Annotated in this window: 22 protein-coding genes and 2 riboswitches; of the genes, 15 read left to right on the top strand and 7 right to left on the bottom strand. The window is 66.0% G+C overall.

Features of this window, described 5'->3' with window-relative positions; all coding sequences use genetic code 11:
• Positions 1 to 137: 137 nt before the first annotated feature.
• Positions 138 to 1,652: an asparaginase domain-containing protein gene (locus MU516_RS02700; protein WP_260275643.1), complete on the top strand. Its 1,515-nt coding sequence runs from the start codon at positions 138 to 140 to the stop codon at positions 1,650 to 1,652.
• Positions 1,653 to 1,934: 282 nt separating this feature from the next.
• Here MU516_RS02700 and MU516_RS02695 read toward each other — a convergent pair whose 3' ends face one another.
• The 3 genes from MU516_RS02695 to cobO form a co-directional block, all read right to left on the bottom strand.
• Positions 1,935 to 3,284 (bottom strand): alpha,alpha-trehalose-phosphate synthase (UDP-forming), encoded by a 1,350-nt coding sequence (locus MU516_RS02695; RefSeq protein WP_260275642.1) that lies wholly within the window; start codon positions 3,282 to 3,284, stop codon positions 1,935 to 1,937.
• Between the two features lie 11 nt (positions 3,285 to 3,295).
• The gene (gene otsB / locus MU516_RS02690; protein WP_260275641.1) at positions 3,296 to 4,021 is read right to left on the bottom strand and encodes a trehalose-phosphatase; all 726 of its coding nucleotides are present in this window, start codon (positions 4,019 to 4,021) and stop codon (positions 3,296 to 3,298) included.
• Between the two features lie 126 nt (positions 4,022 to 4,147).
• Positions 4,148 to 4,777, bottom strand: a complete 630-nt coding sequence (cobO, locus tag MU516_RS02685; protein ID WP_260275640.1) for a cob(I)yrinic acid a,c-diamide adenosyltransferase — start codon at positions 4,775 to 4,777, stop codon at positions 4,148 to 4,150.
• A 39-nt stretch (positions 4,778 to 4,816) separates the two neighbouring features.
• Positions 4,817 to 5,022, top strand: a riboswitch (cobalamin riboswitch).
• 99 nt (positions 5,023 to 5,121) lie between these two features.
• Between cobO and MU516_RS02680 the strand changes: the two genes are divergently transcribed.
• Genes MU516_RS02680 through cobJ form a run of 7 tightly spaced genes read left to right on the top strand, consistent with a single transcriptional unit; the run spans position 5,122 to position 12,977 of the window.
• Entirely contained in the window at positions 5,122 to 5,472 is a 351-nt protein-coding gene (locus tag MU516_RS02680; protein WP_260275639.1) for a DUF1636 domain-containing protein, read from the top strand.
• A gap of 3 nt (positions 5,473 to 5,475) precedes the next feature.
• On the top strand, positions 5,476 to 6,522 hold the full coding sequence (gene cobW, locus MU516_RS02675; protein ID WP_260275638.1) for a cobalamin biosynthesis protein CobW: 1,047 nt from the start codon (positions 5,476 to 5,478) through the stop codon (positions 6,520 to 6,522).
• Complete coding sequence (cobN, locus tag MU516_RS02670) at positions 6,522 to 9,755, top strand: cobaltochelatase subunit CobN (RefSeq protein ID WP_260275637.1); 3,234 nt, start codon at positions 6,522 to 6,524, stop codon at positions 9,753 to 9,755. The genes cobW and cobN overlap by 1 nt, the downstream gene beginning before the upstream one ends.
• Positions 9,752 to 10,861 (top strand): precorrin-3B synthase, encoded by a 1,110-nt coding sequence (gene cobG / locus MU516_RS02665; protein ID WP_260275636.1) that lies wholly within the window; start codon positions 9,752 to 9,754, stop codon positions 10,859 to 10,861. The genes cobN and cobG overlap by 4 nt, the downstream gene beginning before the upstream one ends.
• Entirely contained in the window at positions 10,861 to 11,490 is a 630-nt protein-coding gene (locus tag MU516_RS02660) for a precorrin-8X methylmutase (protein ID WP_260275635.1), read from the top strand. The genes cobG and MU516_RS02660 overlap by 1 nt, the downstream gene beginning before the upstream one ends.
• Before the next feature lie 3 nt (positions 11,491 to 11,493).
• Entirely contained in the window at positions 11,494 to 12,237 is a 744-nt protein-coding gene (locus MU516_RS02655) for a precorrin-2 C(20)-methyltransferase (protein WP_260275634.1), read from the top strand.
• On the top strand, positions 12,234 to 12,977 hold the full coding sequence (cobJ, locus tag MU516_RS02650) for a precorrin-3B C(17)-methyltransferase (protein ID WP_260275633.1): 744 nt from the start codon (positions 12,234 to 12,236) through the stop codon (positions 12,975 to 12,977). Before MU516_RS02655 ends, cobJ begins: the two co-directional genes overlap by 4 nt.
• Here the strand turns inward: cobJ and MU516_RS02645 are convergent.
• Positions 12,941 to 13,699: a cobalt-precorrin-6A reductase gene (locus MU516_RS02645; RefSeq protein WP_260275632.1), complete on the bottom strand. Its 759-nt coding sequence runs from the start codon at positions 13,697 to 13,699 to the stop codon at positions 12,941 to 12,943. The two genes, cobJ and MU516_RS02645, sit on opposite strands and share 37 nt — an antisense overlap.
• Between MU516_RS02645 and cbiE the strand changes: the two genes are divergently transcribed.
• The 7 genes from cbiE (at position 13,698) to MU516_RS02610 (ending at position 19,586) form a co-directional block, all read left to right on the top strand.
• The gene (gene cbiE / locus MU516_RS02640; protein ID WP_260275631.1) at positions 13,698 to 14,888 is read left to right on the top strand and encodes a precorrin-6y C5,15-methyltransferase (decarboxylating) subunit CbiE; all 1,191 of its coding nucleotides are present in this window, start codon (positions 13,698 to 13,700) and stop codon (positions 14,886 to 14,888) included. The genes MU516_RS02645 and cbiE overlap by 2 nt on opposite strands.
• Complete coding sequence (locus MU516_RS02635; RefSeq protein WP_260275630.1) at positions 14,885 to 15,238, top strand: cobalamin biosynthesis protein; 354 nt, start codon at positions 14,885 to 14,887, stop codon at positions 15,236 to 15,238. The genes cbiE and MU516_RS02635 overlap by 4 nt, the downstream gene beginning before the upstream one ends.
• On the top strand, positions 15,235 to 16,008 hold the full coding sequence (gene cobM / locus MU516_RS02630; protein ID WP_260275629.1) for a precorrin-4 C(11)-methyltransferase: 774 nt from the start codon (positions 15,235 to 15,237) through the stop codon (positions 16,006 to 16,008). The genes MU516_RS02635 and cobM overlap by 4 nt, the downstream gene beginning before the upstream one ends.
• Before the next feature lie 11 nt (positions 16,009 to 16,019).
• On the top strand, positions 16,020 to 17,336 hold the full coding sequence (locus MU516_RS02625) for a cobyrinic acid a,c-diamide synthase CobB (protein WP_260275628.1): 1,317 nt from the start codon (positions 16,020 to 16,022) through the stop codon (positions 17,334 to 17,336).
• A 19-nt stretch (positions 17,337 to 17,355) separates the two neighbouring features.
• A riboswitch (cobalamin riboswitch) is annotated at positions 17,356 to 17,580 on the top strand.
• 32 nt (positions 17,581 to 17,612) lie between these two features.
• Positions 17,613 to 18,278, top strand: a complete 666-nt coding sequence (locus tag MU516_RS02620) for an energy-coupling factor ABC transporter permease (protein WP_260275627.1) — start codon at positions 17,613 to 17,615, stop codon at positions 18,276 to 18,278.
• Positions 18,279 to 18,300: 22 nt separating this feature from the next.
• Complete coding sequence (gene cobF, locus MU516_RS02615; RefSeq protein ID WP_260275626.1) at positions 18,301 to 19,047, top strand: precorrin-6A synthase (deacetylating); 747 nt, start codon at positions 18,301 to 18,303, stop codon at positions 19,045 to 19,047.
• Between the two features lie 65 nt (positions 19,048 to 19,112).
• Entirely contained in the window at positions 19,113 to 19,586 is a 474-nt protein-coding gene (locus MU516_RS02610; protein ID WP_260275625.1) for a hypothetical protein, read from the top strand.
• A gap of 19 nt (positions 19,587 to 19,605) precedes the next feature.
• Here MU516_RS02610 and MU516_RS02605 read toward each other — a convergent pair whose 3' ends face one another.
• The 3 genes from MU516_RS02605 to MU516_RS02595 form a co-directional block, all read right to left on the bottom strand.
• Positions 19,606 to 20,601, bottom strand: a complete 996-nt coding sequence (locus MU516_RS02605; protein ID WP_260275624.1) for a C45 family autoproteolytic acyltransferase/hydrolase — start codon at positions 20,599 to 20,601, stop codon at positions 19,606 to 19,608.
• 8 nt (positions 20,602 to 20,609) lie between these two features.
• The gene (locus MU516_RS02600) at positions 20,610 to 22,061 is read right to left on the bottom strand and encodes a biotin carboxylase (protein ID WP_260275623.1); all 1,452 of its coding nucleotides are present in this window, start codon (positions 22,059 to 22,061) and stop codon (positions 20,610 to 20,612) included.
• Positions 22,062 to 22,220: 159 nt separating this feature from the next.
• Positions 22,221 to 23,213 carry a carbon-nitrogen hydrolase family protein gene (locus MU516_RS02595; protein WP_260275622.1) on the bottom strand — a complete coding sequence of 331 codons (993 nt, stop codon included), beginning with the start codon at positions 23,211 to 23,213 and terminating at the stop codon, positions 22,221 to 22,223.
• Positions 23,214 to 23,275: the final 62 nt, after the last annotated feature.

Genomic DNA, 23,275 nt, shown 5'->3' with positions numbered 1-23,275 from the left:
ATTCCCGCAAGACGCGACCTCTAGCCGAAGAAAACTCGCCCGGCGGTCAACACGCTCAGGCGCGATCCGTTCCGCGCGCCCGTTGCTTTACCCGCCCGCCGCGCCAGACTATCACATTTCCACGACAGGAGGGGCTCATGCGGATCTGCATCATCATCGCCGGGGGCACGATCACCTGCGCCGGAAAACCGCTGGCCCCGATGCCTGCGGACCGGTTTGCCGGCGCCGCACGACAGCTGCTGGGACCGACCCTTGCCGCGACATTCCCGCAGCTGGATCTGCACTTTGATGATGGGCTGCGCTTTGACAGCGATTCGGGACTGCTGGACAGCACCGATCTGCGACCGGGCGACTGGTGCCGCATCGCCCGCCGCATCCTGACTGGTTATGCCGATCACGACGCGTTCGTCGTGCTGCATGGTACCGACACGATGGATTACAGCGCCGCCGCGCTGCCCTTTCTGCTGAATGTGTTTGACCCGCTTGGCCTTGGTCGTGCGGTGCTGTCCAAGCCGGTGATCCTGACCGGCGCCCAGTTGCCGCTGTTCCGCGAGACGAGCGACGGTCTGGTCTTGAACGCGGGGGGCGACGGTTTCGCGAATCTTTCCGGTGCGCTGGCCTGCGCCGCACTGCGCATCCCCGAAGTGTCGTTGTTCTTCGACGGCAAGCTGTGGCGCGGATCCAGGGCGATCAAGGTCTCGACCACGCGCTTCGCGGCGTTCGACAGCCCGCATTTTCAGCCACTGGCAGAAGCGGGCATTGGCGTCTGGCTTGGGCACGCAGCGCCGCTGCCGGGCCCTGCCGATCCACGGCTTGCACTGGATGACCCCTCGGCGCGGGCGATGGCAACAGCCCAGCTTGATGCTGTGGAAGCGTCCATCGAACAGCATCCGGTCGTCGAACTTCCGGCCACTCCGGCGGATCATAGCCGCCAGTATCCGCCCTTGGCCGCGATGATCGATGCAGCAGTGGCACAGGGCGCGCGCGGCGTCCTGCTGACCGGCTATGGCGAGGGGAACCTGCCTGCGGGCGGCGGCGGGATCGAGGCCGCACTGAGACGAGCGGACGACGCGGGGGTGACGATCATGGTCGGCAGCCGGGTCATCGGCGGGAAGGTCGGCACCTTCAACTACGCCGCCGGGGCGTGGATCGCCGGAACCGGCGCCGTCGGGGCGGGCGACATGACCCCCGTCGCGGCCTTCGCCAAATTCTCGGTCCTGTCGGCCGCCGCAAACCACAACGGCTGGGACCGCGCTGGCCTGCGCCTGCTGATGCAGAGAAATCTTGCCGGCGAATGCACCGGGCAGGACAGGCTTGTGGATGGCGCGGTCCTGCGGCCGGGAATGGCACTAAAATCGGCCTGCGGCGGTGCGTCGCTGGACAATGGCCCCGACGGGTTGGTCCTGCGGACGGGCGATGGGCGGCCCGTATGGTCACTGGACAGGCCCGGTCGGCTGATCATGCGTGACGCGCCCGCCTTCGTTGCCCCGGACGGCGCGGTGCTGTGGCAATCCGACGCCCGGTTGCCGGGCGGTGTGCTGATCCTTGAAGGCGACACCCACCCTGTCCTGATGCTGCACGATCCGGCGGGCCGCATTGCGCCGCTGAAGGTCGCGCCGATCCGAGATCGAGGCGCAAGACCCGGACCTTGACGGCACCGAGGATGAAAAAGCCGCCGGAACACCTGCCGCAGGGAGGAGGGGGGCGGCGGTGCCCGGCGGCTTTCCCGAAAGGTCCAAGCACACGGACCGGGGAGGAAATGCCCGAGGTTTGTTCGCCTCGGCATTTTCAACTTGCCCGACAATCCCGGCCGGGTCACGCGAATGCGGCATGGAATTGCCGCAACGCAGCAAGATGCTTCATCTTTCGGCACTCGCGCGCCGAAAGATGAAAATTTCAGCCGTTCTGCAACCAAGCCTTGCAGCCGCGCACGATTACGCCGCCGCAAGTGCGTCCAGATAGGTTGCCGACCACCAACCGACATCGTGTTCCACGACATCGCGCAGCAGCGCCGAATGGCGTCTGCGACGTTCATTCGCGGTCATGCGCATGGCGCGGGCGATGGCCTCGGCCAGTTCCCATGGATCATGCGGGTTGATGATCAGTGCGTCCCCCATCGTTTCCGCCGCGCCAGCGAATCGCGACAGGATCAGGACACCGGGATCGGAAACGTCCTGCGCTGCCACATATTCCTTGGCCACCAGGTTCATGCCGTCGGCCAGCGGTGTCACCAGCCCGATCCGCGCCTGCCGATACAGCCCTGCCAGCACGTTGCGGGGGATCGGACGATGGATGAAACGGATCGGCGTCCAGTTGACCGTCGCGAACTGACCGTTGATCCGGCCGGCCAGATGCTCGGTCTCTTCACGGATATCCTGATACGCCTCGACCGCCTCGCGCGTCGGCGGGGCGATCTGCAGGAACGATATTTTCTCGTGAAGATCGGAATTGTTTTCCATCAGCAACTGAAACGCGCGAAATCGGTGCGGGATACCTTTCGAGTAGTCCAGCCGGTCGACCCCGATCATCATCTGCGCGCCGGTCAGCGACCGCATCCGATCCTCGTCCGGCGCGGTGCGCGCCTCTTCGATGAACGCCGCCGTATCGATTCCGATGGGATACACATCCGCCCGCAGGACCCGCCCTTGCAACAGCAGTCGATGATCGTGCAGCGGCTCGATCTCGGCCAGCTGCCGGGCGCTTTCGGTAAAATTCGACAGGTCGCGCCCGGCCTGAAATCCCAGCAGGTCGTAATGGGACAGCCAGTCGAACAATTCGCCCGGATTGGGCAATGCCGCGCAGTCGGCGGGACCGGGGAACGGGATATGCAGGAAATGGCCGATGGGGCATTCGACACCCAGCTTGCGCAGTTCAAATGCAAGCGCGAACAGGTGGTAATCCTGCACCCAGATCCGATCATCGGGGCGCAGATGCGGCACCAGCAGCTTCGCGATGCGTTCGTTCACCCGGCGATAACCTTCGACATGACCGGGCAGGATGCGCATCAGATCGACGCGCCCGTGGCACAGCGGCCAGAGGACCGAATTGGAATAGCCCAGATAATAGGCCTCGTAATCTTCCTGTGTCAGATCGAAACTGGCACGCTGGAACGCGGCGCCGGGATGCCAGGCCAGTTCGTCTTCCGGGGACTCGACCGGTTCGCCGGCAAAGCCGACCCAGAGCCCGCCAGAACTGCGCAGCGCGTCCTGCAAGGCGACGACAAGCCCGCCCGAGGGGTTGTCACCCAGAGGAAGGCGGTTCGAAACGACAACAAGCCTGGACATGATGTTTCCTCTCAGACCGCCAGCGCGCGGTTCAGCCAACGCGACAACGCGACGGGATCGGCAAGCCGATAGCGGGCACAACTGTCGCCCTCGCCGATCTTGATGCCGAAACCGCCCTGCGACTGCGCCTCGGCCATCGCGACCTCGTCAGTCAGGTCGTCACCGGCATAGACCGGCATGCGCCCGGCGAATTGCGGCAGATCCATCAGCCGGGCCAGCGCGCGGTCCTTGCGGGCATTCGCGGGGCGCAGTTCGATCGCCATCTTGGCCTGCTGAATTGCAAGCTGGGGATAATGGGCAACAAGTTCCGTCATCGTGCGATCGACCCATTCGGACAGATCGGGGGCGGCGCGATAGTGCATCACCACCCCGTGCGGCTTCGGCTCGATCATCAGACGGTCGTCATGGGCGGCCAGGTCCCTGGCCCTGACATGCAAGGCATGGACATCCAGATCGGCGGCATCGACCGGGGCGATGTCTTGCCCCGGCAAGGCCATCTCGGCCCCGTGGCTGCCGGCGATCGCGCCGGGAAAGCCCGGCAGATACTGGCGCAGATCATCCACGTTGCGCCCCGACACCAGCGCCACCGCCCCGCCAAGGGCCTTGTGCAGTTCCGCAAGCATGTCGGGCGTGCCGGGCGGCACGATGATCGCATCGGGTCGTTCGGCGATCTCGACAAGGCAGCCGTCGAAATCCAGAAACAGCGCGGCATCGCAGGGCAGATCTGGCGGTGTCATCTGTGGGCTGTCTCCTGTGTCGCGGGCCGTCCGCCGCGCTGTCTGCGAAGACAACCACGAGACCCGTTGAACGGTTCATTTCAAGCGTGTCGAAAAACTGCCCCGCGACGCCTCCGGGGGCAAGCGTCAGAATTCCACCCCCGCCTGTGCCTTGATCCCCGCCCGGAACGGATGCTTGATCATCGCCATCTCGGTCACAAGATCAGCGGCGTCAATCAGCGGCTGCGGCGCCCCGCGTCCGGTCAGAACGACATGACTCATCGGCGGCTTCTCGGCCGCAAGAAAATCAGCGACCTGCGCCGTGTCCAGATAGCCATAGCGCAGCGCAATGTTGATTTCGTCCAGAAGCACCATCCGGATCGCGGGATCGCGGATCAGTTCGCGGGCCTTCTGCCATCCGGCGCGGGCCGCGGCGATGTCGCGCGACTTGTCCTGCGTTTCCCATGTGAACCCTTCGCCCATCGCGTGGAACTGGCACAAATCCCCGAAATGGTCGGTCAGCAGACGCCGTTCGCCGGTCTCCCATGATCCCTTGATGAACTGGACCACCGCGCAGGGCATGTTATGCGCGATGCAGCGCATGATCATGCCGAAACCGCTGCTGCTTTTCCCCTTGCCCGGCCCGGTATGAACGATCACCAGGCCTTTCTCACCGGACTTGTCCATCATCATCCGGTCGCGCGCGGCCTTCTTCTTCGCCATTTTCTGCGCGTGCCGGGCCTGTTCCTCGGGGGTGATGTCGCATGTCTCGCTCATCCGTCTGCTCCCTGCGCTTGACAATGGCAGCGCGCCAGCCTCAGTTGAGGGCGCGCTGGTTCCTGTCACTGTGACAGGCGAAGAGGGAATGCGAAAGGCCCCGCCCGAAAGGGCAGGTCCCGAACGCAGCCGCCCCCGCGACCGTGACCGGAGAGGTCGCCCATGCCACTGGCCCACATGGCCGGGAAGGCGGGCAGACCGTTTGATCCGCAAGCCGGGAGACCTGCCAGCGCCGATTGTTTACGGGCGGACGGGGTGTTCCGCGACCGGCAGGCAGAGGCTGGCCGTGCGCCCGTGTCTGTCCTTCTGGCCCCACCCCTGACGCGAAAAAGGAAGGGGCCGCGATGCGCGCCATTTTGCATGTCTGCACGACCTGCCGCGGGGTTGCGGCAGAGCCGGTCGAACCACGCCCCGGCACGCGCCTGCATCAGGCGCTGGAAACCGGTCCGTTGCCAGATGGCGTGGAACTGCGCGCCGTCGAATGCCTGTCCGCCTGCTCTCAGGGTTGTTCGGTGGCGCTGTCCGCACCGGGCAAGTGGACTTATGTCTATGGCCGCCTGGGCCCCGAAGATGCCGACGACATTCTGACGGGGGCCGCAGCCTATGCCGCCACCGCCGACGGGCTTGTTCCATGGCGGGAACGGCCGACGATCTTTCGCAAACAAAGCCTTGCCCGAGTCCCACCGCAGGAGTGATCCGTGACCGATCTGACCAAGACCCCCGTGACCATCATCACCGGCTTTCTGGGCGCCGGAAAGACCACGCTGGTCCGCCACCTGATGCGCAACCCGCAAGGCAGGCGACTGGCCGTTCTGGTCAATGAATTCGGCACCGTCGGCGTCGATGGCGAGATCCTGAAGGGCTGCGCCGGCGACAACTGCCCGGCCGAGAACATCATGGAACTGTCGAATGGCTGCATCTGCTGCACCGTGGCCGACGACTTCATCCCGACACTGGAGGCGCTGATGGCGCTGCCGCAAAAGCCCGATCACATCCTGATCGAGACATCCGGTCTGGCCTTGCCCAAGCCGCTGCTGAAGGCTTTCGACTGGCCTGCGATCCGGTCGCGGATCACCGTGGACGGGGTGATCGCGCTGGCCGACGCCGAGGCAGTGGCGGATGGCCGCTTTGCCCCCGACGCGGCGGCGGTGCAGGCACAGCGCGAGGCGGATGACAGCCTGGATCACGAAACCCCTCTTTCCGAGTTGTTCGAGGATCAGATCGCCTGCGCCGATCTGGTGCTTCTGACCAAGGCCGATCTGACCGGGGCCAAGGGGATCACGGCGGCCCGCGCCGCCATCGAGGCCGTGGCCGCCCGCAAGCTGCCCATCCTGCCGGTCACCGAGGGGGCGATCGACCCTCAGGTGGTGCTTGGACTTGGCGCTGCGGCGGAAGATGATCTGGCCGCGCGGCCCAGCCATCACGACGGCGCCGACGATCACGAACACGACGATTTCGACACGGTCGTGATCAAGCTGCCGCAGATCGACGATGTGGAAGGGTTGGTGGCGGCCATCGAACGCCTTGCGCGTGAACAGAACATCCTGCGCGTGAAAGGCCATGTCGCCATCACCGGAAAGCCGATGCGGCTGTTGGTGCAGGCCGTCGGCGCGCGGGTCCGGCACCAGTTCGACCGCCCTTGGGGCGACGCGACGCGCATCTCGCAGTTGGTCGTGATTGGCGAACATGACCACGTCAACGAAACCGCGATCCGCGACGTTCTTCTGCAGGCCGTGCCCGTCTGATGCATGTCGTCTTCCGCGAAAGCCACGGTCTGGATGAAACCGACACCCCCTACGATCCCGGTCAGACGCCCGCGGATCTGGTGGTGCTGTCCTATTCCGACAGCGACCTGGGCGCTTTCGCGGCGGGATGGAAACGCGCGAACGGCACGCTGCCGTCTTTGCGGCTGTGCAATCTGGTGGCGCTGCGCCATCCGGTGTCGGTCGATACCTACCTGGAAAACACGCTGGCCGGGGCAAAGGGTATCCTGATTCGCCTGATCGGCGGCGAGGCCTATTGGTCCTATGGCCTTGCCTCGGTGCAGGATCTTGCGCGGCGCAAGGGCATCGCGCTGGCTGTGCTGCCCGCAGACGGGCGGGACGACCCCAGGCTGGATACGGTCTCGACCGTGCCGGGTTCCGTGCTGCGGCAACTCAAGCGGCTTTGCGATCAGGGCGGCGCGGTCGCCGCACAGGCGGCGCTGGCGCAGATGGCGCTGGCCGCAGGCCTCAATGCCGGTCCGGTGCCGGGTCGGACGACGCTGCCGGACTGGGGCTTTTACGATCCCGATGCCGGCGTGATCCCGGCCGCGCCAGAGGGGCCACTGGCCATCGTCAGCTTCTACCGCAGCTATCTTGCCGCAGCCGATACGGGCCCCATCGACGCGCTGATCCATGGCCTGCGACGCGCCGGGTTTGCCAGTTGCGGGGTCTTTGCCCCATCGCTTAAATCGCCCGGCTTCGGGGCATGGTTTCAACAAGCCCTGACAGACAAACCCGCGGTGATCGTCAACGCAACCGGATTCTCGGTCCGGGCCGAGACTGCATCGGGCCCGTTCGACGACTTGGCTTGTCCTGTCTTCCAGGTGGCGCTGTCCACGAATCGTCGGCACGAATGGGCGCGGGCCGAGCGCGGGCTTTCACCAGCGGATCTGGCGATGCATGTGGTCCTGCCGGAAATCGACGGCCGCATCTTCGCCGGCGCAATCAGTTTCAAGGCGCCTGGGCCGCGCGATCCCGACCTGCAATTCAGCCGCTTCGCGCATCGCGCAGATCCAGACCGCGTCGCGCGGGCTGTTGATCGGATCGCGGCATGGCACCGATTGTCGATCACGCCACACGCCGCGCGGCGCGTGGCGATGATCCTGTCCACATATCCCGGTCGCGACTGGCAGATGGCGCATGCGGTGGGGCTGGATGCGCTGGCCTCAGCCGATGGAGTCGCAAGCATGTTGGCGGACGAAGGCTATTGCGTCCCGACCGGGGTGTCGGCGCAAGCCCTGCAAACCGAACGTATCGCGTTTCCGGTCGCGGAGTATCTGGCGGCCCTGAAATCACTTCCCCAACGCCTGCGGGAAGACCTGTCCAGGACATGGGGCGAACCCGCAGAAGACCCGGCCTTCGCGGATGGCGCATTTCATTTCGCAGCCACGCATCGCGGCAACCTGTTGCTTGCACTTCAACCCGAACGCAGCGACCAGCGCCAGCGGGACGATGACTACCATGACCTCAGCCGCGTGCCGCGCCACGCCTATGTCGCCTTCTATCTGTGGCTGCGTGCGCAGGGCCTGCACGCGCTGATCCACATGGGCGCGCATGGCACGCTGGAGTGGTTGCCCGGCAAGGCCGTGGCATTGTCGGAAAAATGCTGGCCCGAGGCATTGGCGGGCGCGCTGCCCATCATCTATCCGTTCATCGTCAACGATCCGGGCGAAGCCGCGCAGGCCAAGAGGCGTCTGGGCGCCGTGACGCTTGGCCATCTGCCGCCGCCGATACAGCAGGCGCGGATACCGTCGGGGCTAGGCGATCTTGAGCGGCTTCTGGACGAATATTCGACCGCCGACGGGCTGGACCCCGGACGCCGCGACCGGCTGATCGCCGATATCCGGGACGAGGCGCGCGGCGCGGGCGTCGAAACGGATCTGGGCATTCCGGCCGGCGCATCGTCCGCCGAGGCGATCACCCGGATCGACCGCTTCGTGTGCGACATCAAGGAAAGCCAGTACGGCGCCGGATTGCATGTCTTTGGCGCAGGTTCCTGTGGCCCCGAGGAACGCGCGGGCTTGCTGGCCGCGCTGAACGGAGACCACGTCCCACCCGGCCCGTCGGGGTCGCCCGCGCGCGGGCGCAGCGACGTTCTGCCCACCGGACGCAATCTCTACAGCATCGATCCACGCGCCGTGCCGACGAAATCGGCCCATGCGCAGGGCGTGAAACTGGCGGAAGAGGTGTTGCGCCGGCACCTTCAGGATCACGGCGACTGGCCGCGCGGGCTGGTCATCGATCTGTGGGGCAGCGCGACAATGCGCACGGCGGGCGAAGAATTCGCGATGGCGCTGCACCTGGCCGGTCTGAAACCGGTCTGGGACGCAGGATCGGGCCGCGTTTCCGGCGTTGAGGTGATTCCGCTGGCGTTGCTGGACCGCCCGCGCATCGACGTGACACTGCGGGTATCAGGGCTGTTCCGCGACACGTTCCCGGTGCTTGCGCAACTGTTCGAGACCGGTGCGGCGGCGTTGGCGGGGCGCGACGAGGCCTCGTCCGATAATCCCTATCTTGCGCGCGGCCCGCGCGTCTTCGGCCCCGAACCCGGTCAGTATGGCCTGGGGATGGGCGTCGCCGCCGGAACATTCACCGAAGCCGCGAGGCGGGCCGCCGCCGAGGCGTGGCTGGCGGCATCAAGCTGGGCGATCGGTCAGGACGGTGTGCCCCGCCGCGAACGCCCGGCTCTGGAAGCCAGGCTGGCACACGCCGACAGTTTCGTCCATGCGCAGGACCTGCCTGAAAGCGATCTGCTGCTGGCCGCCGACTATGCCGCGCACGAAGCCGGTTTTGCTGCGGCGATGGCCCGGATCGGCGCGGACGCGCCGGCGATGTATCACCTTGACACCACCCGACCGGACCGTCCCCGGGCCCGTGCCCTGACGGAAGAGATCGCCCGCGTGGTGCGCGCGCGGGCCGCCGATCCGCACTGGGCCGATGCAATGACGGCGCATGGGTTTCGCGGTGCCGCGGAAATCGCCGCGACGCTGGACCATATGGCGGCGTTTGCGCATCTGGCCCAGGCCGTGCCCCCGCATCTTTTCGACCTCTATCACGATGCAACGCTTGGCCGGGCCCGGATCGTGGCGTTCATGGCGGATGCCAACCCCGCCGCGCTGGCCGCCATGCGCGACCTGTTCCGTCGTCTGGCCGAGGCCGGTTTATGGGTCACACGGCGCAACTCCATCGCGGCCACGCTGGAGACCGGATCATGACGCCGATCAGGGGATGGTGTCCCGGAGCGCTGCGTCCGATGGAGTCAGGCGATGGCTGGGTGGTGCGGCTGCGGCCGCAAGGCGGGCGGCTGACATCGGCCCAGGCCGCGGGGATCGCACAGGCCGCGCGCCAGCACGGCAATGGCCTGATCGACCTGACCGGGCGCGCCAATCTGCAACTGCGCGGCGTCACGCCCGCCAGCCACACCCCGCTGGTGGCAAGGCTTCGGGCGCTGGAACTGATCGATCCCGACATTGCGTCCGAGGCGCGCCGCAACCTTGTCGTCACACCCTTCGCGGACGCCGAAACCGACCGGATCGCCGACGAACTGCAGGCCGCGCTGGCCTTGTGCGATCTGACCCTGCCCGCCAAATTCGGCTTTGCCGTCGATACCGGCCCGGCCCCGGTCCTGGCCGACACGCCCGCCGATATCCGGCTGGAACGTGGCGCGGATGGTTTGCCGATCCTGCGCGCCGATGGCATGACGCGCGGGCAAAGACTGTCCGGTGCGGCACAGGCCATCGCCATGGCCCGCTGGTTTCTGAGCCTGGGCGGCGCGGCTGATGGCCGGGGACGCATGGCGGCACTGATCGCGCGTGGGCCGCGCCCTGAGAATGCGGTACACGCCCCGGCTTTGCCGCGACGCGCCCCGGGTCCGGGACGGGTCGCGCAGGGCGTGCTGGTCGCGCCGGAGTTCGGCCAGATGACCGCCGACCTGCTGGAGGCGATTTCTGAACTTGGTCCGCTTCGCGTCACCCCGTGGCGCATGCTGCTGATCGAGGGGTTGGCGACCGTTCCGGCGCTGAGCGGCCTGGTTCTGTCTTCCGAAGATCCACGCCTGCGGCTGCGCGCCTGCACCGGCGCGCCCGGATGTGCGCATGCCTGTGCGCCCACGCGCAATCTGGCGCGACAACTGGCCCCCACGATACCTGATGGTGCGATTCTGCATGTGTCGGGCTGCGCGAAGGGCTGCGGATGGCCGCGTCCGGCCGATCTGACGCTGACGGCGACCCCGCAAGGTTTCGACCTGATCCGCAACGGTCGCGCGGGCGATGCCCCGCAGCAGTCCGGGCTGCGGCCCCATGAACTTCCAGGAATCCTGTGATGCGACATGTCTATGAAACCGACGGCGCCGCGATCTATCGCAGATCCTTCGCCATGATCCGGGCCGAGGCCGATCTGTCCCGCTTCAACGATGAAGAGGAGCCGGTGGTCGTCCGAATGATCCACGCGGCAGGCCTGGTCGGGCTGGAACGCAATGTCTGTTTCACCCCCGGCATGGCCGCCGCTGCACGACGCGCTTTGCAGGGTGGGGCGCCGGTGCTGTGCGACGCGCGCATGGTCAGCGAGGGGATCACCCGTTCGCGCCTGCCCGCAGAAAATGCGGTGATCTGCACGCTGCACGATCCTCGCGTCCCCGACATGGCGCGCGCGATGGCCAATACCCGCAGCGCCGCAGCGATCGAATTGTGGCGCCCCCATCTGGCCGGTGCGGTGATCGCGATCGGCAACGCGCCGACGGCGCTGTTCCACCTGCTGAACATGCTGGAGGACCCGGCCTGTCCCCGCCCCGCAGCCATCATCGGCTGCCCGGTCGGCTTCGTCGGGGCCGCGGAATCGAAACAGGCCCTGATCGACGCCGCGCCGGTGCCCGCGCTGATGGTCAGGGGGCGGCTTGGCGGCTCGGCCATCACCGTGGCCGCCGTCAACGCGCTGGCAAGCCGGAGGGAATAGGCGATGGGCAAGATCATCTGCGCGGGCCTTGGCCCCGGCGATCCCGACCTGATCTCGGTCCGCGCCGATCGGGCGATCCGGTCAGCGCGTCATGTCGCCTATTTCCGCAAGGCCGGACGACCGGGACAGGCGCGCCGCATCGTCGATGGAATGCTGGCATCGGGCGCCGACGAACACCCGATGGAATATCCGGTGACGACCGAACTGCCCTTCGACAGTCCCGCCTACAACAATCTGCTGGCGGCCTTCTATGACGACTGGGCGCATCGACTTGCGGCGCTGGCCGCCCACGAGGATATCGTGGTGCTGTGCGAGGGCGATCCGTTCTTCTACGGCTCCTTCATGCATCTCTATGTCCGGCTGCGCGACAGCGCCGCGATCGAGGTCATCCCCGGCATTCCCGGGATGGCCGGTTGCTGGAACGCCACGGGACAGCCGGTCACATGGGGTGACGATGTGTTGTGTGTGTTGATGGGTACCCTGTCCGAAGCGGATCTGACGCGGCACATGCAAGGCGCCGATGCGCTAGTGGTGATGAAGACCGGGCGCAACCTTCCCAAGATCCGGCGTGCGCTGGCCCGTGCGGGCCGATTGGATTCGGCGTGGCTGATCGAACGCGGCACCATGCCTGGTCAACGCGTCGCGCGGCTGGCCGAGATAGAGGACCGGGACTGTCCCTATTTCGCAATCGTGATGGTCCACGGCCAGGGGCGGCGTCCCATCCGATTGGCCGGGGCCGCGGAATGAGCGGCTGGATCACCGTCGCCGGAATCGGTCCGGGCGCCGAGGCGCAGATCACCCCCGAGGTCAGTGCGGCGCTGGCCGAGGCGACCGATATCGTTGGCTATGTTCCCTATGTGGCCCGCATCGCGCCGCGCCCCGGCCTGAGATTGCATCCATCGGACAATCGGGTCGAACTGGACAGGGCAAGATCGGCACTGGACATGGCCGCCATGGGCCGTCGCGTCGTGATCGTGTCATCGGGCGATCCGGGCGTCTTCGCGATGGCCTCGGCCTTGTTCGAGGCGCTGGAGGCGCATACCGGTCAGGAATCCGACATCCGCATCCTGCCTGGCATCACGGCGATGCTGGCCGCCGCCGCCCGCGCCGGTGCGCCGCTGGGGCATGATTTCTGCGCGATCAACCTGTCGGACAATCTCAAGCCATTCGCGATCATCGAACACCGGCTGCGCCATGCGGCACGGGGCGATTTCGCGATGGCGTTCTACAACCCCCGATCGGCCAGCCGGCCGGACGGTTTCGCCCGCGCGCTGGCCATTCTGCGCAAGGAATGCGGACCCGACAGGCTGATGATCTTTGCCCGCGCTGTCTCGACCCCGGCCGAGACGCTGCGCATCGTCACGCTGGCCGAGGCCACGCCCGACATGGCCGACATGCGGACCGTCGTACTGGTCGGCAACCGGGCCACGCGGCGCGTCGGGCGATGGGTCTATACACCGCGCAGCGATCGCGAAGGCCTCGTCTGATGCACCCAGTCCATCGCAGCTTCCGGGTTATCGACACTGGTGCATGGCGGCAGTGCCGGACGGTCGACCATCACGACCGGCAGGCCAAGTCGCCGTGCCGCGATCAGCTTGGCCTTGGCGCCGGTGCCGCCAGCGTTCTTGGTGACGATATGGGTGATCGCATGGTCACGCAGCAGCGCCTCGTCCGCGTCGGGCGTGAACGGGCCACGCGCGATGACAGCATGCGCGTTGCGCAAGGGCAGCGGGGCAGCGGGTGGATCCACCAGTCGCAGCAGCCAGTAATGCGGACGTTCCGCAAACGCCGCCAGATGTTGCCTGCCGATGGCCAGAAACACGCGCGCCGGTTCTTCGGGCAAAGCCTTCGCGGCTGCCTGCAAATCAGGCACATGCAACCAGTTGTCGCGGGCGTCGGGTTGCCATGGCAGGCGGTGCAACGACAGGATCGGAACCGTCGTGGCCTTTGCTGCGGCGATGGCATTGCGGCTGATCTGGTCCGCGAAGGGGTGCGTCGCGTCAATGACATGGCTGATCGCCTGCGCCCGCAGATAATCGGCCAACCCATCGGCACCGCCGAACCCGCCAATGCGGATGGGCAGCGGCTGATCCACCGGATACGTCGTCCGGCCGGCATAGGAATAGACCGCGTCCATCCCCGCATCGGCCAGCAACCGCGCCAGTTGGCCGGCCTCGGTCGTGCCGCCCAGAAGAAGGATGCGTGACATGGATGAACCCTGGCTGACCATCATCGGCATTGGCGAAAATGGCCTGTCGGGACTGCCGGATGCAAGCCGGTCGATGCTGTCGCGGGCCGATATCGTCTTTGGCGGTCCGCGTCACCTTGCGCTTGCCGAGGCGGGCGACAGGGGTCGGCAATGGCCGGTGCCGTTCGATATCACGCCGGTCCTGGCCGAACGAGGCCGCCGCGTCGTCGTTCTGGCGTCAGGAAATCCCTTCTGGTTCGGCGCGGGCGGCAGCCTGACGGCTCAGTTGCAGCCCGGCGAATGGCGCGCCCTGCCCGCGCCGGGCGTGTTCTCGCTGGCCGCCGCACGGCTGGGATGGCGGATCGAGGATACGACCTGCCTTGGCCTGCATGCCGCGCCGCTGGCCCGGCTGCGCCCCTATCTGTCGCGCGGTTGCCGGATCATTGCCACGCTGCGCGACGGTACGGCGCCACCTGGGCTGGCGCGGTGGCTTTCGGCGCAGGGTATGGGTGCGATGGGCATGGTGGTGCTGGAACGCATGGGCGGGCCGCAGGAACGGGTGCGCTTCACCCGTGCCGAAAGCTTTGGCGCGATCGGTGCCGATACGCCCGTCGCGGTGGCGCTGAACGGCGATGATCTGCCGCGAGAGATCGGCCTGTCCCGCGTGCCCGGCCGCCCGCAGGCGACATTCACCCATGACGGCCAGATCACCAAATCCGCCATCCGCGCGATCACGCTGGCCGCGCTGGGTCCACGCTCGCGCGAGATCCTGTGGGATATCGGCGGCGGGTCGGGTTCCGTCGCGGTCGAATGGGCGCTGGCTGGCGGACGGTCCTGGACGGTAGAGCCGCGCGAAAATCGACAGCGCAATATCGAGGCGAATATCAGGGCGTTCGGGATGGACAATCAGGTGACCCTGTGCCCGGGCGCCGCGCCTGAGGCGCTCGACGACCTGCCCGAACCCGATGCTGTCTTCGTCGGCGGTGGCGGCAGCCAGGCGCTGTTTCGCGATCTGTGGGCCCGGCTGCCGACGGGTGTGCGGGTCGTCGCCAATGCCGTGACGCTTGAAACCGAGGCTTTGCTGTTCGACCTGCAAGACCGCCACGGCGGCAAGTTGCAGCGGCTTGAGATCGCCGAAGCCGCGCCTTTGGGCCGAATGCGGGGCTGGCAGGCCGCCCGCCCCGTCACGCAATGGCAGGTGACGCGATGAGGATCGCGGGCATCGGGTGCCGCAGTGGTGCGTCGGCCAACGCGCTGCGCGATGCCTTGACCCAAGCCGAGGCGCGCGGCGGACCAGCCTGCGCGCTGGCGACCATCGACGCCCGCCGGACCGAGGTCGCCGCCTTGGGACGGCCCCTCCATCTGGTCGCCGTCGCAGGCATCACGACGCCCAGCCAGTCCCCGCGCGTCCTTGCGACCCATCGGACAGGATCGGTGGCCGAGGCCGCCGCCCTGGCCGCATGCGGTCCGGGCGCGCGGATCGTGGTCCCCCGCGTCATCAGCCGTTGCGGCAGCGCCACCGCCGCCATTGCCGAATCCCAGCCCGAAGGAACACGATGACCGTCCATTTCATCGGTGCCGGTCCCGGCGCCGCCGATCTGATCACGCTGCGCGGGCGCGACCTGATCGCCGCCTGCCCGGTCTGCCTTTACGCGGGATCGCTGGTCCCCGACGCGCTGCTTGCCCACTGCCCGCAAGGCGCGCGGATCGTGAATACGGCCCCCCTCAGCCTCGACCGGATCATTGCCGAGATTCGGGCGGCGGATGAAGCAGGCCAGGATGTCGCCCGGCTGCATTCGGGCGATCTGTCGATCTGGTCCGCGATGGGCGAACAACTGCGACGGCTGCGCGATCTGGGCATTCCCTGCCAGGTCACGCCCGGCGTCCCCGCCTTCGCCGCCGCAGCCGCCCTGCTGCAGACCGAACTGACGCTGCCCGGCATCGCGCAATCGGTCGTTCTGACGCGAACGCAGGGACGCGCCACATCGATGCCCGAGGCCGAGACATTGGCGAATTTTGCCAGAACCGGCGCGACGCTGGCGATCCATCTGTCCATTCATGCGCTGGACCGCGTCGTGTCCGAATTGACACCCCATTTCGGACCGGGCTGCCCTGCCGCTGTGATCTGGCGGGCAAGCTGGCCCGACCAGCGGGCGATCCGCGCGACACTTGAAACCATCGCCGATCGGGCACAGGGCATCGATCGGACCGCCCTGATCCTTGTCGGCCACGCGCTGGCGGCAGAAGGATTTGATGAAAGCCGCCTTTACGCCGCCGATTACGACCGCAGGTATCGCCCGGTCGGCCCCAGCCCGCGTTTTTCCGAATGACGCCGGGGCTGATGATATCGGCGCCGGCCTCGGGAACCGGCAAGACCACGCTGATGCTGGGGCTGCTGACCGCGCTGAGGGCGCGCGGCCTGTCGGTGCAGCCGTTCAAGTCGGGCCCGGACTATATCGACCCGGCCTTTCATCTGGCAGCATCGGGTCGCGCCTCGTTCAATCTCGACTCATGGGCAATGGGTGCCGCGCAGATCACATCTCATGTGGCGCTGGCGGATGATGCCGATCTTGCGCTGGCCGAGGGGTCGATGGGTCTGTTCGACGGGGTCGCGCAACCGGGCGAGACCGGCATCGGCGCCAGCGCCGAGATCGCGGCGCTGATGGGGTGGCCGGTGGTCCTGATCCTTGACGTGTCCGGTCAGGCGCAATCGGCAGCGGCGGTGGCACGAGGCTTTGCCTCGCTGCGGCCGGATCTGCCATTCGCGGGCGTGGTTCTGAACCGCGTCGCGTCGGTGCGGCACGAGGCGCTGATCCGCGAGGGCATGCAGGCGGCGGGTATCGCGGTTCTGGGCGTGCTGCCCCGGCAGGGCAATATCGATCTGCCCGAGCGCCATCTGGGCCTTGTGCAGGCCGAGGAAACCGCCGGTCTGGACGATATCCTGCAGCGCGCCGGCGACTTCATCGCGGCCCATTGCGATATTGACCGCATCGTCGCGGCGGCCGCCGCACGCGCCCTGCCCCCCTCCACCCCGCATCGCCCGCTGCCCCCGCCGGGCCAGCGGATTGCGCTTGCCCGTGATGCGGCCTTCAGCTTCGTCTATCCGCATCTGATCGCGGAATGGCGCCGCCAGGGCGCGACGATCCTGCCGTTCTCGCCGCTGGCGGACGAGCCTCCGGATCCCGGCGCGGATGCATGCTGGCTGCCCGGAGGTTATCCGGAACTGCACGCGGGCCGCATCGCCGCCGCGCAGGGGTTCAGAATGGGCCTGGCGAAGTTTGCGCAAACCCGGCCTGTGCATGGCGAATGCGGTGGCTACATGGTTCTGGGGGCCGGGCTGGTCGATGCGGCAGGCCTGCGGCACCAGATGACCGGATTGCTTGGTCTGGAAACCAGCTATCAGAAACGCCGGATGCATCTGGGCTATCGCCATGCCAACCTTGTGGCCCCGTTTCCGGGTCTGGCGCAAACTCTGGCGCTGCGCGGACACGAGTTTCACTATGCCTCGATCCTGTCGCAACCGGATGCGCCTTTGGCACAGATCCGCGACGCCAACGGCACGGTTTTGCCCGAGACCGGATCCTATCGCGCCACGTCGGACGGGGGCCATGTCACCGGCACGTTCTTTCACCTGATCGCCGGGGCGCAGAAGGCTTGACCGCAGGCAGGCTTTGCCGTCTATCTGACATTCTGATCGGTGCCCGACAGACGCAGGAAAGCGTCGGGCTTAATCGGGAATGGGGAAGGGCGGACCAAATCGCGGCGCCCGAAGCCCCAGCCGCCCCCGCGACTGTATGCGGCGAGCGTGGTTCGACATCGCCACTGGCCCGAAGGGGCCGGGAAGGCCGAACCTCACGCATCGACCCGCAAGCCAGGAAACCGGCCCTCAGCACGCAACCAGATGCCGTCGGGGATGACGGCAAAGGAGAAAGACATGCATATCGAACCCGGCGTCGTCAACGGCGCCAAGATCCTGCTCAGCTATGCGACCGCGGCCGGCGCGGGCGCATATACGATGAAACTGGCATGGGACGCGCTGCGCGAACGCGGTCCGGCGTCGCTGCTGATGCGCGGCGCGATCGCAACCGCGCTGGTCTTCGCGTTCTTCGAGATCCTGCCGCATTTCCCGGTCGGTGTCTCCGAGGTGCACTTCATCCTTGGATCGACACTGTTCCTGATCTTCGGCCCGGCCCCCGCCGCGATCGGACTGGCGCTGGGGCTGCTGGTGCAGGGGCTGTTTTTCGCGCCGTTCGACCTGCCGCAATACGGCATGAACCTGACCACGCTGCTGGTGCCGCTGTTCGCATTGCAGGCACTGGCCTCCAGGATCATCGCGCCCGGCACGCCCTATGTCGATCTGCGCTATGGTCAGGCGCTGGCGTTGTCCACGGCTTATCAGGGGGGCGTGGTCCTGTGGGTCGCGTTCTGGGCGATCTACGGTCAGGGACTGGCCGGGATCGATGGAATCGCGACTTTCGGCGCGGCTTACATGCTGGTCGTCCTGATCGAGCCGCTGGTCGATCTGGCTGTGCTGGCAGGCGCCAAATCATTGCGCGGGCTGCGCGACAGCGGCCTGGTGACACCGCGCCTATACGCCTGATCGAAACGGGGCGCCGCCGGCCATGATCACACTGACCCTGATCGGCATCGGCACCGGCAACCCCGATCACCTGACACTGGCAGCGGCGTCCGAGATCGCCGCCGCCGATCTGATCCTGATCCCACTGAAGGACGCGGGAAAAGAGGATCTGGCCGGACTGCGGCGGTCGATCTGTGATCGCCATGCCGGGCCGCGCACGGGAATCGTCGAATTTCCCCTGCCGCGTCGCGACAGCGACGACCCCGACTATTTTCAAGCGGTGGAGCGTTGGCACGATGCCATCGCGGTCGCGTGGCAGGACCAGATCACCGCGCATCTTCCCGACCTTTCGGGCCGGGTGGCGCTGCTGGTCTGGGGCGATCCGGCTTTGTACGACAGCACGCTGCGCATCGCCGACCGGCTGCGCCTGCCGGTCACGCGCCGCGTCATACCCGGCATCACCGCCATTCAGGCACTATGCGCCGCCCATGCGATACCCCTGAACCAAATCGGCGCGCCGGTTCAGATCACCACCGGCCGTCGCCTGCGCGACCATGGCTGGCCCGAGGGCGCGGACACTCTGGCGGTCATGCTGGACGGCGGCTGTGCCTTCCTGACCCTGCCCCCCGACGACCTGCATATCTGGTGGGGGGCATTTCTTGGCATGCCGCAACAAATCCTGGATCACGGACCCTTGCCCGAATGCGGTCCAAGGATCGCACGGACGCGTGCCACAGCCCGCGCGGCGCATGGCTGGATCATGGATATCTATCTGCTGCGCCGGGCCTGACCGGAACGTCCTGACAGGGATGCGCGTTCGAATAGGCTTTCGGGCTGACGGAAAGGAAATCCACCATGATGCGCCTTCTGGTTCTTGGGATCGGGCTGGCCGCCGCGGCTCCGGCGATTGCCGCCCCTGCGACCGATCCTTTCATAGATGATCGTTCTTCGGCCGAGCGTGTGGTCACATCGTTATACAACGCGATCGACCGGCAGGAATATCTGCGCGGCTGGAGCTATTTCTCGGAAAGCACCGCCCCGGCCTACGAAGAGTTTCGCGATGGATACGCGAACACCGAGGCCGTCGAACTTCGGATCGGCGAGGCGACCAGCGAAGGGGCTGCAGGGTCGATCCATTCGTCGGTGCCGGTCGCGCTGCGCGCCACGACGACCGATGGCACGACCACCGTCTATCAGGGCTGCTATCGCCTGACACAGGTTCAACCCGCGATTCAGGACGCACCGCCATACAGGCCGATCCAGATAGATAGCGGCGCGCTGACCCCGACCGACCAGCCATTCGACACCGCGATGGGGCAATGCGAATGACCAACGCGACCCGGCGCGGTCAGTACACGGCAGTCGGCGGGACGGCATCGGGGATCAGGATGAACTGCGACCCGCTGTTGAACGCATCGAAACTGTGGGTCCAGACATGCTGTGGCCACCAGACCTGCATCCGCCCCTCGGCCGGCATGTAGGCAGCGGTGTAAAGCGTGCCGAAGCCAGAGGCGAAGGCCGTGGAATACAAGGGTGGGCGCAGGAACACGCCAATGAAGCGATCCTGTGTCTCGGGGTGCATGGTCAGCCGGTTCAGCAGGAAACGCTGACGTTCGACCGTGGCGGTGAACCGGGCGTGGCTGGACCACTCCACCCGTTCCTGATGGTTCGTCGCAACCGGAGTGATCGAGATTATCGTCGGCCTGTCGGGCGTCAGATAGGCCGTGATGTATCGCCGGTGCCGGTCCAGAACCGTCACGTTATAGCTCATGTGGCAGGGTACGCGCTTCAGCACCGCTGCCGCCTCTTCCAGCGTTTCGCAGGTTTGCAGGATATAGCGCAGGATCAGCGGGATCCCGAACCCCTCACCCACCTCGCGTCGCCCGCCGAAAGTCAGCGACAGGCACAGCCCAGCATCGTTCATTCCGTCGATAAGGCCGAACATGCCATCGCTCATCCCGATGACGCGCCGGCCTTGCCAGCTGGTGGACAGAAGGATCGCATCGAACGCGGACGGGCTGTAATCGTAGTTCCTGACCAGCAGCGGGCGTTCGCCCTGCCAGATCGCCTGACTGCAGCCCGACAGATAGCGCGGCGGACAAAAGAAGCTGAGAAACCGCGCCTGGCTGTCACCGCCCCCCGCAAGCTCGCAAAGCTGTTCATAGAGGGGCAGGATCTCGGGCATGTGAGCCTTGAGCGCCAGGCGGCATTCGCGATAGGTCGGTCGCCCGGTCACCCCTTCCGAGGCCCACCATCGCCGGTAGGATGGCCAGAATGCACGGAAAAGCCCGGCCCATATGGGGCCGGGTTCGTCTTCGCTGATCGCTTTGAAATGCAGCGACATGAAACCTGCTACATGATCTTGAACGCGGGCGGTTCCAGCGCCTGTGCCGCAGGCAGCGGCCGGGCGGAATACGCGTTCTTGATGCCGTGGATCCATTTCTGCGCACGCTCGGTCAGCTTGAATCCGGTGGTCATCGAACGGCCGCGCATCACCAGGATGCCCAGATCGGCGCCCTCGTAGCGATAGTCATTGACGCCCGAGATACGCAGGAAGAACGCCTCGTTCTCGCTTTCGACCGCGCGGCGGTGGTAATCAAAGCGGTCGAAGACGACGCGCCCGTCCTCGAGCATCCGGTAGATCCCGCTTTGTGGTGCATCGGTGATGATGTCGACATTGTCGTCGGTATGCTTGATCACCATCTGCGACCAGCTGTCGATCATGTCGGGGTCTGCCCACCGCGCATTGATCTCGTCCACATCCAGCTCGAACGGTTTTTTCGAGAAGGCCAGCAGGTGGAACAGGAACAACGGCGCATCTGCATGCGCGAATGCCGCGTGATTGGTCATTGAACTGCAACCGGTGATGCGCGGGTTCAACTCGCCCAGCCACAGATCGCCGGTCTTCTTGTCGATCAGGAAGTCCAGTTCGAAATAGCCGCGATAGCCTTCCTTGCGCAGCTGTTCACCGAACTTGAACGTCAAGTCACGCGCCTGCTGACGCGCCTTGGGCGGGAATGATGTCGCGAAGATCTCGTTGCCGCACCAGCCGCCGCGATAGGGGGTCAGTTCCTTGAAGCCCACCAGTTCGGTCATCAGCGGACCGACGATGGTTCCGGCCTGCGTCACGCAGCCCTCGATCGCGGACCCACGACAATCGATCCGCTTCATGATCTTGATCTCGCCCTGTCCGACGATCTCATGCTCGTGCTTGCGGAAATCGGCCTCGGACTTGATGAAGAAGGTCGTGTGGCCGCTGTCGCCGAACGCCGACTGAAGCACCAGGTCATTGCCCAGACCGGCCTTTTCGCAGACCTTCTTCAGATGTGCGTAGTCCTTGACCTCGGACAGGGTGTTGGGAACCGACGGCACGCCGGCCTTGTTGCCGATCCGGACCGTCTCGATCTTGTTGTCGCAGCGCTCGCGCAGCTTCGCCTTGGGAAACCAGACCTCGCCGCCCAGTTCCTTGACCAGCATCTCGGTCTTTTCGTCGAACATCAGGAAGACGAATTTCGGCTTGCCGCCGCGCCGCTTGACCAGGTCGATGACCTCCTTGTGCTGAAGGAGATAGTTGTTGATATCCTCGATCGACTGGAATTCCTCATGCGGCATTTCCGAGGGAACGAACACGTTAGGGTGTCGGCCGTCGAAGCAATCCATGTAGCAGATATATTTGAAGTTCTTCACCCACTCGTCGATCCCCAGCAGGTTGAAGTTGGTCGCCGAGACGAAATAGATCGGGTCCTGATTCGTGTGGAAATAGCGCCGGATCTCTGAAATGTTCTTCAACATCTTCTTGGGCATTGGCGGTTCCTTCTCCCTGATTGTTTTTTTGTTTAGCCGTCCGCAGGGCGCCCCGATGGCACCTTGCGGCAGGTCGTTCTTGCCGTTTCCATCCCTGCCAGCCTTGCGCGCATCCGGGCGCGACGCAAGGGCGCAGTCTTGCCCCCGCGTCGCGGCGGATCATTCCTTTGTGCCCTGCGCCAGCGGGAAGGGCGCCAGATTATCGCGATATCCGGCACGGCCGAAGGCCTCGACCCGCGTCTGATCGGCGTTCTCCAGCGCGGTGCGGGGATCGGTGGATTGCAGTCCGGCCGCGGAACCCTGTACCGGCGTCACCAGCGGACCCAGCGTCTTCAGATAGGCGTCAACGCCGCTGTCGCGGTCATAGACCGAGAAATCGGCGTCCCGGTCGCGAAAGCTTTTCAGCACCTGCCCAAGGCCTTTCATGCCGGTTTCGCGCTGACGGCGAACCAATTCCAGATCGACCTCGATGGGGAAAATGTCTTCCTGCCCCGCAGACTGATGCAGGACCAGCGAAGACGGGTCCACGACCAGTGACTTGCCGACGCCGCCAGCGCCCAGTCCGTTCACATCGAAGACATAGCACTGGAACTGTGCCGCCGTCGCCCGCGCGATGGCCAGCTCGGCATCGCGGTCCGTCGTGCCTGTCAGGACGGGGTGCAGCAGCACCTCGACGCCCTGGCTGGTCAGTTGGCGGGTCGTTTCGGGGAACCAGATATCATAGCAGATCGACAGGCCGAAACGGCCCACCTCGGGCACGTCGAAGATGCAGAACTCGGTGCCTGCCGAGATGCCTTCCTCGTAGGGCCGGAACGGAAACATCTTGTCGTAGGTGGACACGATCTCGCCCTCGGGGTTGATCACCACCGAAGTGTTCATGATCCGCCCGTCCTGAAGCTTCTGAAACATCGAGCCGGGGATCAGCCACAGCTTGTATTGCCGGGCCTTTTCCTGGAACCGCTCAAGCGCCTCGTTCGGGAAGGGCTGGGCATAGCGATGCAGGGGACCATAGGGCGCCAGTTCGCTGAATAGCGCCATCTGGGTCCAGGGAAACCGGGCCATCAGGATATCGACGCGGTGCAGCATCGCCTCGACATTCGAGTGCAGCGCATCGACATGCATCTGGATGCCGGCAATCGCGAAGGGTGTCATTTTCGTTCTTCTCCAGTTTCGTCTCGCGCGTTGCGACCGCCGGGACGTGTTCATGCGTCGAT

This window comes from Paracoccus maritimus (genome assembly GCF_025195095.1).
Classification (GTDB): Bacteria; Pseudomonadota; Alphaproteobacteria; order Rhodobacterales; family Rhodobacteraceae; genus Paracoccus; species Paracoccus maritimus.
The sequence above is the reverse complement of the archived record's forward strand: the minus strand, read 5'-3'. Positions and strand labels throughout refer to the sequence as shown.

Coding starts and splice junctions, on each gene's coding strand:
- MU516_RS02635 (WP_260275630.1), top strand. CDS start 14,885: ATGAGGATCGCGGGCATCGGGTGCCGCAGTGGTGCGTCGGCCAACGCG.
- cobF (WP_260275626.1), top strand. CDS start 18,301: ATGATCACACTGACCCTGATCGGCATCGGCACCGGCAACCCCGATCAC.
- MU516_RS02620 (WP_260275627.1), top strand. CDS start 17,613: ATGCATATCGAACCCGGCGTCGTCAACGGCGCCAAGATCCTGCTCAGC.
- MU516_RS02660 (WP_260275635.1), top strand. CDS start 10,861: ATGCGACATGTCTATGAAACCGACGGCGCCGCGATCTATCGCAGATCC.
- MU516_RS02655 (WP_260275634.1), top strand. CDS start 11,494: ATGGGCAAGATCATCTGCGCGGGCCTTGGCCCCGGCGATCCCGACCTG.
- MU516_RS02595 (WP_260275622.1), bottom strand. CDS start 23,213: ATGACACCCTTCGCGATTGCCGGCATCCAGATGCATGTCGATGCGCTG.
- MU516_RS02680 (WP_260275639.1), top strand. CDS start 5,122: ATGCGCGCCATTTTGCATGTCTGCACGACCTGCCGCGGGGTTGCGGCA.
- MU516_RS02605 (WP_260275624.1), bottom strand. CDS start 20,601: ATGTCGCTGCATTTCAAAGCGATCAGCGAAGACGAACCCGGCCCCATA.
- cobJ (WP_260275633.1), top strand. CDS start 12,234: ATGAGCGGCTGGATCACCGTCGCCGGAATCGGTCCGGGCGCCGAGGCG.
- cobM (WP_260275629.1), top strand. CDS start 15,235: ATGACCGTCCATTTCATCGGTGCCGGTCCCGGCGCCGCCGATCTGATC.
- MU516_RS02600 (WP_260275623.1), bottom strand. CDS start 22,061: ATGCCCAAGAAGATGTTGAAGAACATTTCAGAGATCCGGCGCTATTTC.
- MU516_RS02610 (WP_260275625.1), top strand. CDS start 19,113: ATGATGCGCCTTCTGGTTCTTGGGATCGGGCTGGCCGCCGCGGCTCCG.
- cbiE (WP_260275631.1), top strand. CDS start 13,698: ATGGATGAACCCTGGCTGACCATCATCGGCATTGGCGAAAATGGCCTG.
- MU516_RS02625 (WP_260275628.1), top strand. CDS start 16,020: ATGATATCGGCGCCGGCCTCGGGAACCGGCAAGACCACGCTGATGCTG.
- otsB (WP_260275641.1), bottom strand. CDS start 4,021: ATGACACCGCCAGATCTGCCCTGCGATGCCGCGCTGTTTCTGGATTTC.
- MU516_RS02645 (WP_260275632.1), bottom strand. CDS start 13,699: ATGTCACGCATCCTTCTTCTGGGCGGCACGACCGAGGCCGGCCAACTG.
- cobO (WP_260275640.1), bottom strand. CDS start 4,777: ATGAGCGAGACATGCGACATCACCCCCGAGGAACAGGCCCGGCACGCG.
- cobG (WP_260275636.1), top strand. CDS start 9,752: ATGACGCCGATCAGGGGATGGTGTCCCGGAGCGCTGCGTCCGATGGAG.
- cobN (WP_260275637.1), top strand. CDS start 6,522: ATGCATGTCGTCTTCCGCGAAAGCCACGGTCTGGATGAAACCGACACC.
- MU516_RS02695 (WP_260275642.1), bottom strand. CDS start 3,284: ATGTCCAGGCTTGTTGTCGTTTCGAACCGCCTTCCTCTGGGTGACAAC.
- MU516_RS02700 (WP_260275643.1), top strand. CDS start 138: ATGCGGATCTGCATCATCATCGCCGGGGGCACGATCACCTGCGCCGGA.